The 14,807-nt window shown below is 71.8% G+C and carries 16 protein-coding genes; 8 read left to right on the top strand and 8 right to left on the bottom strand.

Annotated elements, in window-relative coordinates:
• Positions 1–41 precede the first annotated feature (41 nt).
• On the top strand, positions 42–1,187 hold the full coding sequence (locus AMK26_RS26935) for a thiolase C-terminal domain-containing protein (RefSeq protein ID WP_073757357.1): 1,146 nt from the start codon (positions 42–44) through the stop codon (positions 1,185–1,187).
• A 13-nt stretch (positions 1,188–1,200) separates the two neighbouring features.
• Here the strand turns inward: AMK26_RS26935 and AMK26_RS26930 are convergent, their stop codons facing one another.
• Both AMK26_RS26930 and AMK26_RS26925 read right to left on the bottom strand, forming a co-directional pair.
• Entirely contained in the window at positions 1,201–1,602 is a 402-nt protein-coding gene (locus AMK26_RS26930) for a PIN domain nuclease (RefSeq protein ID WP_073757356.1), read from the bottom strand.
• Positions 1,599–1,856, bottom strand: a complete 258-nt coding sequence (locus tag AMK26_RS26925; protein ID WP_073757355.1) for a type II toxin-antitoxin system VapB family antitoxin — start codon at positions 1,854–1,856, stop codon at positions 1,599–1,601. The genes AMK26_RS26930 and AMK26_RS26925 overlap by 4 nt, the downstream gene beginning before the upstream one ends.
• 126 nt (positions 1,857–1,982) lie before the next feature.
• Between AMK26_RS26925 and AMK26_RS26920 the strand changes: the two genes are divergently transcribed.
• A complete protein-coding gene (locus AMK26_RS26920) occupies positions 1,983–2,648 on the top strand; it encodes a pyridoxine/pyridoxamine 5'-phosphate oxidase (protein WP_073757354.1) in 666 nt (221 codons plus the stop codon).
• Between the two features lie 59 nt (positions 2,649–2,707).
• On the top strand, positions 2,708–3,382 hold the full coding sequence (locus AMK26_RS26915; protein WP_143608636.1) for a hypothetical protein: 675 nt from the start codon (positions 2,708–2,710) through the stop codon (positions 3,380–3,382).
• 2 nt (positions 3,383–3,384) lie between these two features.
• Here AMK26_RS26915 and AMK26_RS26910 read toward each other — a convergent pair whose 3' ends face one another.
• Entirely contained in the window at positions 3,385–3,741 is a 357-nt protein-coding gene (locus tag AMK26_RS26910) for a DoxX family protein (RefSeq protein ID WP_073757352.1), read from the bottom strand.
• Positions 3,742–3,802: 61 nt separating this feature from the next.
• Between AMK26_RS26910 and AMK26_RS26905 the strand changes: the two genes are divergently transcribed.
• Complete coding sequence (locus AMK26_RS26905) at positions 3,803–4,714, top strand: LysR family transcriptional regulator (RefSeq protein ID WP_073757351.1); 912 nt, start codon at positions 3,803–3,805, stop codon at positions 4,712–4,714.
• Between the two features lie 34 nt (positions 4,715–4,748).
• Complete coding sequence (locus tag AMK26_RS26900) at positions 4,749–5,414, top strand: GOLPH3/VPS74 family protein (protein WP_073757350.1); 666 nt, start codon at positions 4,749–4,751, stop codon at positions 5,412–5,414.
• A 1-nt stretch (position 5,415) separates the two neighbouring features.
• Here the strand turns inward: AMK26_RS26900 and AMK26_RS26895 are convergent, their stop codons facing one another.
• Together AMK26_RS26895 and AMK26_RS26890 are read right to left on the bottom strand one after the other, a co-directional pair.
• A complete protein-coding gene (locus AMK26_RS26895) occupies positions 5,416–5,640 on the bottom strand; it encodes a DUF397 domain-containing protein (protein WP_073757349.1) in 225 nt (74 codons plus the stop codon).
• Complete coding sequence (locus AMK26_RS26890) at positions 5,637–6,413, bottom strand: helix-turn-helix domain-containing protein (protein ID WP_073757348.1); 777 nt, start codon at positions 6,411–6,413, stop codon at positions 5,637–5,639. Before AMK26_RS26890 ends, AMK26_RS26895 begins: the two co-directional genes overlap by 4 nt.
• Positions 6,414–6,536: 123 nt before the next feature.
• Here AMK26_RS26890 and AMK26_RS26885 point away from each other — a divergent pair, with 123 nt between their 5' ends.
• Positions 6,537–6,947: a hypothetical protein gene (locus AMK26_RS26885; RefSeq protein ID WP_073757347.1), complete on the top strand. Its 411-nt coding sequence runs from the start codon at positions 6,537–6,539 to the stop codon at positions 6,945–6,947.
• On the opposite strand, the gene AMK26_RS26880 is transcribed toward AMK26_RS26885, so the two are convergent.
• The 3 genes from AMK26_RS26880 to AMK26_RS26870 all read right to left on the bottom strand — a co-directional run bounded on the left by AMK26_RS26880 (position 6,839) and on the right by AMK26_RS26870 (position 11,400).
• Complete coding sequence (locus AMK26_RS26880) at positions 6,839–7,399, bottom strand: GNAT family N-acetyltransferase (RefSeq protein WP_079277858.1); 561 nt, start codon at positions 7,397–7,399, stop codon at positions 6,839–6,841. The two genes, AMK26_RS26885 and AMK26_RS26880, sit on opposite strands and share 109 nt — an antisense overlap.
• Before the next feature lie 2,042 nt (positions 7,400–9,441).
• Positions 9,442–9,903, bottom strand: coding sequence for a Zn-ribbon domain-containing OB-fold protein (locus AMK26_RS26875; RefSeq protein WP_073757346.1), 462 nt, complete (start codon positions 9,901–9,903; stop codon positions 9,442–9,444).
• Between the two features lie 144 nt (positions 9,904–10,047).
• Positions 10,048–11,400 (bottom strand): hypothetical protein, encoded by a 1,353-nt coding sequence (locus AMK26_RS26870; protein ID WP_073757345.1) that lies wholly within the window; start codon positions 11,398–11,400, stop codon positions 10,048–10,050.
• 265 nt (positions 11,401–11,665) lie between these two features.
• Here AMK26_RS26870 and AMK26_RS26865 point away from each other — a divergent pair, with 265 nt between their 5' ends.
• Together AMK26_RS26865 and AMK26_RS26860 are read left to right on the top strand one after the other, a co-directional pair.
• Positions 11,666–13,888, top strand: coding sequence for an acetate--CoA ligase family protein (locus AMK26_RS26865; protein ID WP_073757344.1), 2,223 nt, complete (start codon positions 11,666–11,668; stop codon positions 13,886–13,888).
• Positions 13,889–13,952: 64 nt separating this feature from the next.
• Positions 13,953–14,792 carry an enoyl-CoA hydratase/isomerase family protein gene (locus AMK26_RS26860; RefSeq protein ID WP_073757343.1) on the top strand — a complete coding sequence of 280 codons (840 nt, stop codon included), beginning with the start codon at positions 13,953–13,955 and terminating at the stop codon, positions 14,790–14,792.
• Positions 14,793–14,807 lie beyond the last annotated feature (15 nt).

Below are 14,807 nucleotides of genomic sequence, written 5' to 3'. Positions count from 1 at the left end.
CGTGGATGCCCATGCCCTGCACCTGATGTACCGTCAGTTCCATGCGCGGATTCAAGCGTCGCCGTTCCGTCGCCATCGTGGGCGTGTCCCTCTCCGACTGCGGCAGGGTCGACACGGCCACCCCCTACACGCTGCACGCCCAGGCCGCCCGGCGCGCGCTCGCCGACTCGGGACTCGACCGGTCCGTCATCGACGGGCTCGCGTCGGCCGGGCTCGGCACGCTGGCCCCCATCGAGGTCGCCGAGTACCTGGGGCTGCGGCCCCGGTGGGTGGACTCCACCAGCGTGGGCGGCGCGACCTGGGAGGTCATGGCCGCCCACGCGGCCGACGCGATCGCCGCCGGCCACGCGAACGCCGTCCTCCTCGTCTACGGCTCCACCGCCCGCGCCGACATCCGCTCCGGCCGCCGCACCGCGAACCTGTCGTACGGGAGCCGTGGCCCGCTCCAGTTCGAGGCGCCGTACGGGCACACCCTCGTCGCCAAGTACGCGATGGCCGCGCGCCGCCACATGCACGAGTACGGCACGACGCTCGAACAGCTCGCGACGGTGGCCGTCCGGGCGCGCGCGAACGCCGCCCGCAACCCCGACGCGATGTTCCGCGACCCGATCACCGTCGACGACGTCCTGTCCGGCCCGCTCATCGCCGACCCGTTCACCAAGCTGCACTGCTGCATCCGCAGCGACGGCGGCTGCGCGGTGCTGCTGGCCGCCGAGGAGTACGTCCCCGACACGGCGAAGGCCCCGGTCTGGATCCTCGGCACCGGCGAGCACGTCTCCCACACCACCATGTCCGAGTGGGACGACTTCACCGTCTCCCCGGCGGCGGCGAGCGGCCGGCTCGCCTTCGAACGGGCCGGGCTGGGCCCTTCCGACATGGACTTCGCCCAGATCTACGACGCCTTCACGTACATGACCCTGGTGACCCTGGAGGACCTCGGCTTCTGCGCGAAGGGCGAGGGCGGCCCGTACGTCGAGCAGGGCACGCTGCCGGTCAACACCGACGGCGGCGGCCTGTCCGCCTGCCACCCCGGTATGCGCGGCCTGTTCCTCCTGGTGGAGGCGGTACGGCAACTGCGCGGCGAGGCGGCCGGCCGCCAGGTCCCGAACGCCCGCCTGGGCGTGGTGTCGGGCACGGGCGGCTGGTTCTGCTCGTCGGGGACGATGGTCCTGGGCCGGGACCGGTGACGCCTCGCGGCGCCTACTCGATACGGCGCACGGGCTGCCCGGTGATGCGGGCGATGGTGTCGAAGTCGCTGTCCTGGTGGAGCACGGTCAGCTTGTGGTGAGCGGCGGTGACGGACACCAGCAGATCGACGGGGCTGACGCACTGGTGCCAGCCCTTGTCCGCCAGTTCGCGCTGGAGTACGGCTGCCTCATCCCAGGCGGTGTCGCGCATCAAGCGGTACGGATACAGGGCCGACAGCAGTCCATCAGCTTCGAAGTACGCGACCCTGCCCCCGACGGCGCGCAAGAATTCCTGCCGGACCGGTTCGCAGATGCCGACCAGCCCGGCGGTGACCGACTGATCCCAGAAGGACCCGGCCTGCCGTCGGTAGAGCCGGACGAGTGCGCTCGTATCGATCAGGAACCGCTCGGTCACGCGGCGGGCCCGTCGGCATGGGAGCCGTGCGGGACGCTCACTTCCTCCGGCGACGGCCCCTCCTCGATGATCGACAGATCGATCTCCCCCTCCTCGACCATCTGCCGCATGCGCTCCAGAGCGGCTGCCCGCTTCCGCCGATCCACGATCTCGCGCAGCGCGGTGTTGACGGTGTCCCTCTTGGTGGTCGTGCCCAGGAATCGTGCGGCTTCTTCCAGAGCCTCGTCATCCAGGTCGATCACGGTGCGCGCCATGGCGATACCCCCAACTTGATATACGTCTACCAAAGTAGGTATCACCGCGAGTGGTGCCCCTCACGTCACTCACCCGGACTCCGCCCATTCGCGTGACGCCGCCCCCGGAAAGCGGATGATGACGGGATGACCAGCTTCCACCAGACCCTCCGCTCCCTGCGCGTGTGGGACACCCCGCTGCCCGCCTTCGACCCGGACACCGCACCCGTCGAACCCCTGTCCCTCTTCCACGCGTGGTTCATGGCGGCGGCGGACGCCGGACAGATCGAGCCGCACACCATGTCGCTGGCCACCGTCGACGCCGAGGGCCGGCCCGACGTACGCACGGTGATGCTGCACGACGCCGACGAGCGGGGCTGGCACTTCGCGTCACACGCCACCAGCACCAAGGGCCGCCACCTGGCCGCCGCCCCGCACGCCGCCCTCGGCTTCTACTGGCCGGTTCAGGGCCGCCAGGTGCGGGTACGGGGCCGGGTCGCCGTGGCGTCGCGGGCGGAGGCGTACGCCGACCTGCACGCCCGCTCGACGGGCGCCCTGGCCGCCGCCCTGGTGGGCCGGCAGAGCGAGACCCTGGACTCCCTCGGCTCGCTGGCGGCGGCGAGCGATGCGGCCTGGCAGCGCGCCCAGGCGGAACCGGACGCGGACGCGGAGACCTGGACCCTGTACGTGCTCGACCCGTACGAGGTCGAGTTCTTCCAGGGCGACGAGCGGAGGCGGCACGTACGGCTGCGCTACCGGCGTACGGGCGAGGACGGGGACAGGGACTGGGAGCGGGAGCTGCTGTGGCCGTGACCCGTGCGTAGGGTAGGTTGAACGCGTTCAACTGAACACGTTCAACAAGGGGGCGGGTCATGGACGCCGCAGGGGAAAGAACCGCGCGAGTGCACCGGTGGCAGCGCGCTCTCGCGGCGAGCGCGGTGCTGGCCACGGTGCCCGCGCTGCTCTGGACGATGCACAGCCATGTCTTCGCGCTGCACGTCCTGACCGCCCTGTCGGTCGCGGTCCCCCTGTTCCTGCCGCACCGCCCGGTGGCCTTCACCCGCGCCTGCCTCATCGTGGGCCTGGCGCTCCTGCCCTGGGGCGTACTGGGCCTCTTCCTGGCCATGTTCCTGTTCTGGCCGGCCGCGCTGCTCCTGCTGCTGGCCGCCTTCGCGGACCCCCGCAGGAGCCGCTGGGCCGCGAGGATCACGGCCGGGGCCGGCGCGCTGCTCATGGCGGGCGTCCTCGCCGGCACGGCGGCCTACTGCTGGCACTTCTACGTCCACCCCGCCCTGGCGGAACCCCACACCTTCCGGGCGGTGACCCATCCCGACGCCTACCTCGACAGCCTCGGAGTGCATGAAACGCGACTGCAGGAACTCGGGGCAACCGGCGTGACGGGAACCTGGACCGACGAGCTGCCCTACCTGGACGTCAGCTTCCCCGAGAGCCTCCCCGAAGACCGGCGCACGGCCCTGAAGGAGGCGATCGCGAAGATTCCCGGCGTCACCCGGGTCGAGCTGTGCCCCGTGCGCGAATGCGGCTGACGCTAGCGTCCGACGGCGAGGACCAGTACGAGAGACGCGGCGGCCAGCGCCAGAAAAACCCCGGCGAAAGCGATGTTGTGGAAGACGCGGGCGCGCACATGGGCCACGACGGCACCGATGAAGAACAGCACCAGCCCGGCCGCGGCAGCCGTACCGATGAACCCGACGCCCAGGAGCCCGAGCAGCAACCCGACCGCTCCCGCCCCTTTGAGCGCGCCGAGCACCGGAAGCCAGGACGGACGGACGCCCACCTCGGCGGCGTTGGCGACGACGAACCGCGCCTTCATGAGATTGGCGACGGCCTCGACGGCGTTCGCCGCGACCGTGACGACGGTGACCACTGCGTACGTGAGGAACATGCGTCCACCCTCGCCAGACCACCCACCGGGCGTCCAATACCGGCATCTATAACCTGCGGGCATGGATGTCGACACCCGGCTGCTGCGCTCCTTCATCGCCGTGGCGGAGGAGGGCAGCCTGACCCGCGCCGCGGAACGGCTCTTCGTGTCCCAGCCGGCGCTGACCAAACAGATCAGACAGCTGGAAACCCAGCTCGGGGTACGCCTGTTCACCCGCTCCAGGGCCGGCATGACCCTCACCGAACCGGGACAGGCCCTGGCGGACGGCGTGCCCGCCCTCCTGGCCGACTGGAGCCGGCTGCTGCGGGGCACCAGAAGCGCGGCCGACCGGGCGGCGCGCGTGCTGCGAGTCGGCTTCGTCGCCAGCGCCGCCAACGAGGCCACCCAGCACATCATCGCGGCGTTCACCCGCCGCCGGCCCGGCTGGCGGGTCGAGATGCGGCAGGCCGCATGGTCCGACCCGAGCGCCGGCCTCGCGTACGGAGACGTCGACGCCGCCCTGCTGCGGCTGCCCTTCCCCGGCCAGGACGCCCTGCGGGTGGAGGTCCTGTTCACCGAACCCCGCTGGGTCGCACTCCCCACCGCCCACCCCCTGGCCGGCCGCGACCGGATTCCGTTCCGCGACCTGTGGAACGAGCCGTTCGTGGCCGCCCCACCCGAAACGGGCGCATGGCGCGACTACTGGCTGGCCACCGACGAACGCGACGGCCACCCCGTCCGCATCGGCGCCGTCACCGACCGGCCCGACGACTGGCTCAGCGCGATCGCCAACGGCTACGGCATCGCCCTCGCCCCCGAATCCGCCGCCCGCTTCTACGCCCGCCCCGGCATCACCTACCGCCCCGTCACCGGCGTCAGCCCCAGCCGCGCCGCCATCGCGTGGGCGCCCACGGACGACTCCAACCCCGCCGTCCAGGACTTCATCCACTGCTGCCGCGCAACCCTGGGGGCTGATTCCGCGTCACACGTATGATCGTGAACCATCAAGGGGGACGACCGGGATGAGCATGACCGTCACGCTGGGCGAGGAAATCGCGCTGCTGTCACTGGACGACGAGTCGGGCGCCGCGAAGGAGCGGTCCTCGGCCGGCTGGGCCGTGGCGGGCGGCATCCTGCTGGAACTCGCCATGGCGGACCGGGTGACCGCGCGCGACGGCCGGCTGACCGTGACCGACACGACGCCCACCGGCACCGCACTGCTCGACGGTCGCCTGGCCCAGCTCGACGAGTGGACGCGCCGCCGCAAGAGCCCGCGCAAGGTGGCCGAATGGCTCACCAAGGACCAGTCGAAGGCGGTCACCGCGACCGTGCGGAGCCTCTGCGAGCGCGGCCTCGTGGCGGAGGAACACAACCGGGTGCTCGGCCTCTTCCCGGTACGCCGCTACCCGGAGGCGGACGGCTCGGTGGAGCGCGAGCTGCGCGCACGACTGACGTCGGTCGTCGTGCACGGTACGGACCCGGACGACCGCACCGGCGGGCTCGTCGCCCTGCTGCACGCCGCCAAACTGCACCGCCTGGCGTTCCCGGGACTGCCGCGCAAGCTGGTCGCTCCCCGCATGGCGCAGATCGCCGACGGCCAATGGGCGGGCGACGGCGTCCGCGAGGCCATCCGGAACATGCAGGCCGCGGTGGTGGCGGTCACGGCCGTGACGGCCACCACAACGGTGCTCTGACCTACGCGGTCGCTGTGCGTGCGCCCGCGCCCGCACCCGCGACAAACGCCGCCCAGGCGTCGGGTCCCACCGCGAAGGTGGGCCCGTCGGTGAGCTTGGAGTCGCGGACGTGGACGGCGTGGGGGCAGGCGGCGATTTCGACGCGCCGGTCGTAGGCGACTTCGACGCAGTCGCCGCCTGTGTTGCCGCTGTAACTGCTCTTGAACCAGACCAGGCCGGGGGTCATAGCTTCGCCGCCATCCTCTCGATCAGTCCCACGGACTCCCAGGGGGTGAGTGCCTGGGCCCGCAGCGCGCCGAAGAGGTCGATGAGCTGGTTCACCTCTTCGGGTTTCGAGATCAACGTATCCCCGCCTTGGCCTTCCGTGTACCCCAGATTCCGTCCTTCTCGGGTGCTCAGCAGCTTCAAGGGCCCCATCAGCCCCGCGTGGGCGGACCGCTGCGTCGGCATCACCTGCAGCGTCACATGGTTCCTGGTGCTGACCGACTCCAGGACATGGAGCAGTTGCTCCTTGAGCACCGGCTCCCCTCCGATCGGCCGCTGGAACACCGACTCCTCGACGACGTAACTGACGATCGCCTTTGGCCTGCGGTCCAGCACCCCCTGCCGCTCCAACCGCCCCTGCACGAGTCGCTCGATCTCATCGGCTTCACATACAGGCACCCGCGTCTCGTACACCGCTCGCGCATACACCGGGGTCTGGAGCAATCCAGGGATCAGCATGCTCTCGTACGCGCTGATGCTCGCCGCGTCCGCCTCCGTCCGCTTCCAGTTCAGGAACTTGGGCGAGTACTTCTCCTCCTCCATCATCTCCACGCACGACGCCAGGACGCCTTGCGCGTTCAGTGCCGCATCCGCGTCGACCAGGAACGCCGTCGTCGGGATGCGTTCCGCCCGCTCGTACGCACCCACCAGCGACTCCGACATCAAGAGCCGGTCGGCGAGGTCCTTCTGGGTCATGCCGGCCTGGATCCGGAACTTCTTGATCAGCTCGCCCACGTGCCTCCGCGCGGGCGAAGGGCCCCCACTGGATCCCACCACTGCCACCGTCCTTCCCACACCGCCCCGAAGTGGATCGTGTCCCCCTGGTCACGCTACGCAACGGACCCGATCCTCGTAGCCATGACGACCGACAAACTCCCCGAATGGGTCCCCGCCTCCGGCGTGCAACTGCGGCTGGCCGGAATCTACTTCGACGCCATCCGCGTGCGCGGCGTCCGGGGCGAAGCCGTACTGCACCACTTGGCGGCGGCCACCGACGGGCGTCCCGGGCCCGTCGTGCGCGAGGTTGCCGGTGGGCGGTGGACCTACTTCCTGATCCCGCCGGGCAGCAGCAAGGAACACACCTGGCCCCCGGGGGCGACCTGTTTCGGCCCCTGTGCCCGCGACCAGTACGTGGGCATCCCCGCCCCGAGCGGGAACACCTACCCCCTGTCCTGGCGCTGCGGCCCGCCCGTCGAGGGCGAGTTCGTCGATTCGGAGCTGCTGCACGAGGTGATCACCGCACAGCTGTGCCTGCCACCGGACGACTGAACGGGTCGCGTCACGGCCGGCTCCCGCACCATGAACACGTCCACCGGGTCCTCGGTCTCGACGGTGAACCCATGCCGTTCGTACAGTTGCCGGGCCGGACTGCCCTGCAGCACGTTCAGCCGGACAAGGGCGCCGTTGCGGTCGCACCGCCCCAGCAGCCCGCGCAGCACGCCCGAACCGATTCCCCTGCCCTGCAGATGAGGAGCCACGTAGAAGTGCTCCAGCCAGTGGGCGTCCTCAGCCCGCCGCAGCGCCACACAACCGGCGAACGCGCCGCCCACCTCGATCACCCAGGTGTGCGCCGGCTCGAATCCCTCCCGCAGCCGCTGCCGCACCCGCTGCTCGTCGTACCGCCCGAGCCGCACCAGGTCATCCCGCAGCACCACGGCACGCAACTCGGCCACCGACTCGACGTCCCCCACCGACGCCGGCCGAATGTCCCAGTCCACCATGATCACCACGCTACCCCGCCGGGCTCACCCTGGCGGGCGGGCCGTCTGGTCACGGTTGCCGTTCCGGGCCGCCCTCCCCTCCGAGAGTCGCGGGCTCCGGCACCCTGTCAAGGGCGCTTCGCGTCGGCTTCGCCGATGGGCTTCGCCCACCCTTGACAGGCCGCCTCCGCCCGCGCTTTTTCTCTCGGAGGGCGGCCCCGGGAGCAGGCATCCCGGGGGGCCAGCCGCAAGAGTCGGGCTCGTTGCCGAGGCGACCCGGCCGGAGCAGGCGCGGCAGAGGAATGGGGTGCTCGCTCTCGGCTCAGCGGCGGGCGGCCGTCTCCCTGTTGCGGCACAAGACCTCGCTCCGGCGGGTGGTGGGTGCGCCCCAGTGCAATGGGGCATCCGGGCTCGGCTCGGCGACTGCGGGCGGGTGAGGGGCCGGGGTTCAGGCAGGTGGCTGAGGTGGGATGGTGGCTGGGCCAGGGCGAAACCCACCCGGTCAGGGCACACGGCAGGCACCCGGCCGCCGGGACGATGTAGCTCTCGGCCCGGCCTGGCCTCCGGCACGGACCTGGGCCCACGGCCTCCCGGCTACTCGGGCGCGGCCGGGGCACGCCCCGCTGCTCCCCCACCCGGGGCAGTCCGGGAAGGGGCAACCACTCCGGCGAGCATCGGAGTTGCGGGCGGGATGGGACACCCAAAGCCCGGATGCTCATCACCGGGAGGTGTCCCACACCGCCCACAACCCCCAAGCCCCGGTGCAGGTGTGACAGTAGGGGCCGGTGAGGCGACGTGGTGAGGCAGGTGGGGCCAGAGGGACGGATCCGGAAACCGGTGCCCCGCAGGGTCCGCTTGCAGACGTGGCCTTCCCGGCCCGGCTGATGCTCTACGGGACTCGCTGGCGGCCCCGGGAGCCCAGGACACCCCATCCGCCCCACAGAACGACCCCTCCGACCTCTCCAGTCACAGCCGTGTCGCCTCGCCGGAGTTGTGGGCGGGATGGGACACCCACAGCCCCCGGCACCACGGCGGGGAGGTGTCCCACACCGCACACAACACCCCGGCCCCGGTACCGGTGGGGCCAAGGGGGCCTGTGGGGCATCTCCGTGAGACACCCGGGCGAGGTTGAACCCCCTCCCCAGCGCAAAGCCAGCCCGGCGTCCGGCACGGGCCCGGGGCGCGCGCAGCGGGGCTGTCTCGCCCACTCAGGGGGCGTCGGGTCAACCCAACGCCCCCTCCAGTCACTCCCGTACCGGCTCACTGGAGTTGTGGGCGGGATGGGACGTCCCCGACCTCGATACCCAGGGCAGGGAGGTGTCCTACTCCGCCCACAACTCGACGATCCCGGCGCCGGTGAGGTCAAGGAGGCTGGTGGGGCATCCCCGACAGGCAAGCGGAGCCGGTGAGACACCTGCAAGCCCCAGGAGACCGGCAGGTGCCAGGCGCCGACCCGACCGCGCCCCCCTCCACCCCACGGACCGCCCCAGCAGCCCGCCCCCTGCCGCACCCCGGCCGGGCGGCTCCACCCCGGCCCGACCCCCATCCCGCCCCAGCCACCTGCCTGAACCCCAACCCACCCCCACCCGCAGCCGCCAAACCCAGCCCGGAAGCCCCATGCCACTGCCGCGCACCCACCACCCACCGAAGCGAGGTCCCGTACTGCAACCAACAGACGGCCGCCCGCCGCCGAGCCGACAGCGAGCACCCCATTCCACTGCCGCGCCCCCTGCGGCACTCGCCTCCTGGCCACGAACGGCACGGGGAAAGGGGCGCCCCTCCCGGGCCCGTTCCCCCGGGCCGCCCTCCGAGTGGGAAAAGGCGGGCGGAGGCGGCCGGTCAAGGGTGGGCGAAGCCCATCGCGAAGCGACGCGACCGAAGGGAGCGCCCTTGAGGGGACGCCGGAGCCCGCCACACTCGGAGAGAGGGCGGCCCACACGGCGACCATGGGCAGCACGCCCACCCCCGGACGCGGGCGGCGGCGCCTGAGTTCCCTGAGGCGTAAGGCAGTTGACCCAGGCACGACTCAAGGTCCTACGGGTCGACGCGCTCGGCATCACCAGCTAGAGCGGGTCTCTTAAGGCCGGCCGGAAGACGGGAACCGCAACGCGGTCGTCGCCTTCCTCCCCCTCCGCCTCCGCCTCCGCCTCCCCCTCCCCCTCCGCCTCCTCTCGGAAGGCAACCGTGAGCGGCATGCCGATGCGCAGGTCCCGCTCCGGGCAGTCGACGATCAGGGTCATGAGGCGTGGGCCTTCCGCGAGGTCGACGACGGCTGCCGTGTAGGGGGTGCGCGCGGCGAAGGGCGGCAGGTCGTTGCGGTGGACGACGGACCAGGTGTAGAGCGTGGCGCGGCCGCTCGCCCGCTCCCAGGTGACGTCCTCGCCCCAGCAGTGGGGGCAGAACTCGCGCGGGTAGTGGTGGGCTCGTCCGCAGGTGCCGCACCGCCTGATGAGGAGGTGGCCCTCGGCGGCGGCGTCCCAGTACACACGGGTGAAGGCGTCGATATCCGGTACGGCCGGGTTCATGCGCCGAACCGGCCGGGCGCGCTGCCCAGGGACCAGGTCTGCCACGATTCGGCGCCGCTGAGCCAGACCGTCTGCATTCCGGGCCCTTCCTACTCGAAGCTGACGATACGTCAGTTCAGCGGATGCCGGCCCCGGGCGCAAGGGTCAGGAGGACGGGTTCAGGACGAGCTTCGCGGTGTTGTTCCGGACGTTCGGGTCGAAGGGCAGCGGCTGGTCGCCGTACGCGGCCCGTAGCGTCACCTTGCCGGTGGCGTCGGGTACGACGGTGTCGACGCGCAGCGTGAACGGCAGGGTGACCGTCTGGGACTCCGTCACCCAGTAGGGCAGTCGGCACTGGTAGAGCGGGGCGCCGGTCCTGGTCGGGAACGACGTGCCGTCCAGCGAGCGGGCGTAGCAGCTCTGCGGCACGGCGGTGGCTGTGGCGCCCTCGGGAACGGTGAAGTCGACGACGGCCACGGGCTCACCCGAGCTGAGGTTCGCGACCCAGGCGGGGCCCCGGTTGCGGAAGGTGAGGCCGGTCGCCACCGTCTCCCCCGCGCCGGCGGCCGCCTTCACCCCGCGTACGGCGAAGTCGGCGGTGTTGGTGGCCCGTATGCGGGCGGACGCGTAATTGTCGCTGGTCGAGAGGTCCGTGGCGCCCGAACCCGGCGTGACGGAGATGTCGAGGCGCTCGTACAGGGCGTGGTCGGCGATGGTGGCCTTCAGGGGCTGCGGCAAGGTGAAGGTGCCGCCCGGTTCGACGGTGTCGTCGAAGGCGCACTGCACCTTGGTCAGGGCGGTGTCCGTGGTGCCGCCGACCGGCGTGCTCGTGCAGCCGGGCGCGACCTCGCCGAGTGTGAGGCCGCGTGACACGTAGAAGGTGAGCTGGACGCCGTCGGCGGGCTCGTTGCCCCGGTTGGTGACGGAGAGCGGCACGGTGTGGACGGTGCCGGGGGCCACTGCGTCCAGTGGTTCGGGGTCCTGGAGGGACAGGTCGGGGCCGGAGCCGAGGGTGACGGTGGTGTCGTTCCCGGGCGCTACGAGCGGTTCGGCGCCCTGGGTCGTGGTGGCCTGCGCCTGGTAGGTGATCCGGCCACTGGCTCCGGCGGCGGCGCCCGGCACCGCGCGGACCGTCAGTTTCACCGGGTACGCGATGTCGGAGCTGCCGGTGACCTCGGGCACGGTGCAGACGGCCGTGGTGCCGCTCGGGGAGCAGCTCTCCGGCCAGGACACCTCGGCGACACCGGTGAGGCCCGAGATGTCGACGGTCAGCCGGCCGTCGGTGACGGTGAAGGCGCTGTTGTCGTGGTAGAGGCCGAGGGTCAGGGTGCGCGCCTGCGGCTCGGCTCCGGCGGCCGCGCCCACGGGCAGGTCGATCTTGTACGGCGCGTGGATCCACAGCTGGTCGGTTTCGGTGGCGTGGGCCGGCGTGGTGAGCCCGGCTGCGACCAGGCCGGCGGCGATGGCGGCGCCTGCGCCGAGTCTCACGGCGCGGCGGACTGCGAATGGGGTTCTCATACGTCTCCTCCGTTGTGGTTCTCGTTCAAGGGGTGGGCGCGCCCGGGTCAATTTCGAAGTCTGCCGGGAGGGAGCGAGGTTGTGATCTACGAACTCCTTACCGATCCCTTACCGCCCTGTTCCTGATGTCTCATCAGTTCGCTAATCTGACACTGCGTCAGTTCTGGGCCCGGCGACCCGACGACCCGACCCGGAGAGCACACGTACGAGCACGGCAAGCACGGCAAGCACACGACGAGCCACGACGAGCAGGAGCGGCGGAACGATGCTTGGATCGACCCACGGCACCTTCACCACCGATCTCCGCGCCCGCGTGGTGGCCTGCGGGCAGACCACCGGGGCCTCCGTCCACGGCACCGCCGCGACCGAGGGCGACCTGGACGTCAGCGGCCGCCCCCTGCACGCCTCGGTCCCCGACCTGGACCGGCTCTTCCGGCCCGAGTCCGTCGCCGTCGTCGGGGCGTCCGACACCGAGGGGCGCCCCAACACCGGGATCACCAGGCAGCTGCTCCGCTGGGCCGAGCGGGTCGGCGCCCGGCTGCACCCGGTGCACCCCAGCCGCCGGTCGGTCTTCGGGCTCGACTGCGTACCCTCCGTCGCCGACCTGCCCGAGCCCGTCGACGTCGCCGTACTCCTGGTCGCCGACCCGCTGCCGGTCGTCGAGGAACTGGGCGCCGCCAAGGCCAGGTTCGCCGTCGCCTTCGCGTCCGGCTTCGCCGAGACCGGCGAGGCGGGCGCCGCCGCCCAGGCCCGCCTCGCGGCCGCCGCCGAACGCTCAGGGCTACGGCTGCTGGGCCCGAACACCAACCTCAACGCCTTCGAGGAGTTCCGCGACGACCTCGACGGCCCGGCGATCGCGCTGATCACCCAGTCCGGCCACCAGGGCCGGCCCCTGTACGCCCTGCAAGAGCTGGGCGTACGCCTCTCCCACTGGGCGCCCACGGGCAACGAGGCCGACCTGGAGACCGCCGACTTCCTCTCCTACTTCGCCGAGCGTCCCGAGGTCGGAGCCATCGCCTGCTACCTGGAGGGCATCAAGGACGGACGCTCCTTCCTCCTCGCCGCCGACCGCGCGGCGCGGCGCGGCGTGCCCGTCGTCGCCGTGAAGGTCGGCCGCACCGGCGCCGGGGCGCGGACCGCCGCGTCGCACACCGGCAAGCTGACCGGCGCCGACCAGGTGGTGGACGCGGCCATGCGGCAGTTCGGTGTGATCAGGGTCGACGGACTCGACGAACTCCAGGACACCGCCACCCTGCTCGCGCGGGCCCGCCGGCCGGTGGCGGACGGCGTCGTGGTGTATTCGATCTCGGGCGGCACGGGCGCCCACTTCGCGGACCTGGCCACCGCCGCCGGGCTGCGGCTGCCGGTGTTGTCGCCGGCCCGGCAGGAGGAGCTGCACCAGTGGATACCCGACTACCTGAACGTCGCCAACCCCGTCGACAACGGTGGCCACCCGGTGGGCGACTGGCGCGGCCGGAAGATCATCGACGCTCTCCTCGCCGACCCGGACGTCGGTGTCCTGATCTGCCCGATCACCGGGCCCTTCCCGCCCATGAGCGACAAGCTGGCGCAGGACCTGGTGGACGCGGCGGAACACACCGACAAGCTGGTGTGCGTGGTGTGGGGGTCGCCCGTCGGTACCGAGGCCGCCTACCGCGAGACGCTCCTCGGCTCCTCGCGCGTGGCGACCTTCCGCACCTTCGGCAACTGCGTCACCGCCGTCCGCGCGTACCTGGACCACCACCGGTTCACCCGGGCGTACCGCTCGCCCCTCGACGAAGCGCCACGCACACCGTCCCCCTCGTACCGCAAGGCGCAGGCACTGACGCGCCCCGGCCACCGCCTGAGCGAGCACGCGGCCAAGCAGCTGCTGCGGGCGTACGGCATCCGCGTGCCGCGCGAGCAGCTGGTGACCAGCGCGGCGGCGGCCGTCCGGGCCGCGAGCCTGGTCGGGTACCCGGTCGTGATGAAGGCGTCCGCCCCGCAGCTCGCCCACAAGACGGAACTCGGCCTGGTCAGGCTCGGCCTGACCTCCGCGAGCCAGGTCCGCGACACGTACCGCGAACTCACCGACATCGCCCGCTACGAGGGCGCCGAGCTGGACGGCATCCTGGTCTGCCAGATGGTCGACCGGGGCGTCGAGATGGTGGTGGGCGTGACGCACGACGACCTGTTCGGCCCGACGGTGACCGTCGGCCTGGGCGGCGTCCTGGTGGAGGTGCTGCGGGACACCGCCGTACGCGTACCGCCCTTCGGCGAGGACCAGGCGCGGGCCATGCTCGGCGAACTGCGCGGGCGGGCCCTGCTGGACGGCGTGCGGGGTGCGCCACCGAGGGACGTGGAGGCGCTGGTGGAGGTCGTGCTGCGGGTGCAGCGGATGGCGCTGGAGCTGGGCGACCAGCTGTCGGAGCTGGACATCAACCCGCTGATGGTGCTGGAGCGCGGCCAGGGCGCGGTGGCGCTGGACGCGATGGCCGTGTGCCGGTGACCGGGCCGATGAGCGGGCCGATGAGCGGGCTGGTGACCTGGCCGGTGAAGCCGAAAGGGACAGCATGACTTCCTCCCCCGAAGAATCCCCCGACGGATCCCCCGAAAAGTCGCTTGAGTCATTGGTACTGCACGCCACTGACAACGGCGTCTCGTGGATCACCATCAACCGCCCCGACACGCTGAACGCCCTCACCCCCCACCAGCGGGAACGCCTCATCGCGCTGCTCGCCGACGCCTCCGCCGACACCGGCGTACGCGCCGTCGTCCTCACCGCCACCGGCAGGGGCTTCTGCGCCGGTGCCGACCTGCGTGCCGCACCGGCCGGGGGTGGGAGCCGTGTCGCGGGCGACGTCGCACGCACCATCCGCCACGGGGCGCAGCGTCTCGTGGCCGCCGTGCTGGACTGCGAGAAGCCGGTGATCGCGGCCGTCAACGGCACCGCCGCCGGGATCGGCGCGCATCTCGCGTTCGCCTGCGACCTGGTCCTGGCGGCCGAATCGGCCCGGTTCATCGAGGTGTTCGCCCGTCGTGGCCTGGTCCCGGACGGCGGCGGGGCGTATCTGCTGCCGCGCCTGGTCGGGCCACGGCGCGCGAAGGAGCTGATGTTCTTCGGCGACGCGCTCACGGCGCACGAGGCCCGTGACATGGGCCTGGTCAACCGGGTCGTCCCGGACGACGAGCTGGAGAAGACGGCGCGCGCCTGGGCGGTGCGCCTCGCCGCCGGTCCGACGCGGGCCATCGCCCTCACCAAGCAGCTGGTCAACGCCTCGCTCGACAGTGATCGCGCCACCGCGTTCGCCGCCGAGGCGGCCGCACAGGAGATCAACATGACGACGTACGACGCCAATGAGGGGGTGGCGAGCTTCCTGGAGCGCCGCACGCCCCGGTACAGGGGTGAGTGACGTGATGGGACACGC

The organism is Streptomyces sp. CB03234 (assembly GCF_001905885.1).
Classification (GTDB): domain Bacteria; phylum Actinomycetota; class Actinomycetes; order Streptomycetales; family Streptomycetaceae; genus Streptomyces.
This window is presented reverse-complemented; position numbering and strand designations above follow the sequence as displayed.

Bases quoted from the DNA above. Each gene is read 5' to 3' on its own strand.
- AMK26_RS26920 (WP_073757354.1), top strand. From the start codon at position 1,983: ATGACCAGCTTCCACCAGACCCTCCGCTCCCTGCGCGTGTGGGACACC.
- AMK26_RS26885 (WP_073757347.1), top strand. From the start codon at position 6,537: ATGACGACCGACAAACTCCCCGAATGGGTCCCCGCCTCCGGCGTGCAA.
- AMK26_RS26935 (WP_073757357.1), top strand. From the start codon at position 42: ATGCGCGGATTCAAGCGTCGCCGTTCCGTCGCCATCGTGGGCGTGTCC.
- AMK26_RS26905 (WP_073757351.1), top strand. From the start codon at position 3,803: ATGGATGTCGACACCCGGCTGCTGCGCTCCTTCATCGCCGTGGCGGAG.
- AMK26_RS26895 (WP_073757349.1), bottom strand. From the start codon at position 5,640: ATGACCCCCGGCCTGGTCTGGTTCAAGAGCAGTTACAGCGGCAACACA.
- AMK26_RS26900 (WP_073757350.1), top strand. From the start codon at position 4,749: ATGACCGTCACGCTGGGCGAGGAAATCGCGCTGCTGTCACTGGACGAC.
- AMK26_RS26925 (WP_073757355.1), bottom strand. From the start codon at position 1,856: ATGGCGCGCACCGTGATCGACCTGGATGACGAGGCTCTGGAAGAAGCC.
- AMK26_RS26875 (WP_073757346.1), bottom strand. From the start codon at position 9,903: ATGAACCCGGCCGTACCGGATATCGACGCCTTCACCCGTGTGTACTGG.
- AMK26_RS26865 (WP_073757344.1), top strand. From the start codon at position 11,666: ATGCTTGGATCGACCCACGGCACCTTCACCACCGATCTCCGCGCCCGC.
- AMK26_RS26880 (WP_079277858.1), bottom strand. From the start codon at position 7,399: ATGGTGGACTGGGACATTCGGCCGGCGTCGGTGGGGGACGTCGAGTCG.
- AMK26_RS26860 (WP_073757343.1), top strand. From the start codon at position 13,953: ATGACTTCCTCCCCCGAAGAATCCCCCGACGGATCCCCCGAAAAGTCG.
- AMK26_RS26910 (WP_073757352.1), bottom strand. From the start codon at position 3,741: ATGTTCCTCACGTACGCAGTGGTCACCGTCGTCACGGTCGCGGCGAAC.
- AMK26_RS26870 (WP_073757345.1), bottom strand. From the start codon at position 11,400: ATGAGAACCCCATTCGCAGTCCGCCGCGCCGTGAGACTCGGCGCAGGC.
- AMK26_RS26915 (WP_143608636.1), top strand. From the start codon at position 2,708: ATGGACGCCGCAGGGGAAAGAACCGCGCGAGTGCACCGGTGGCAGCGC.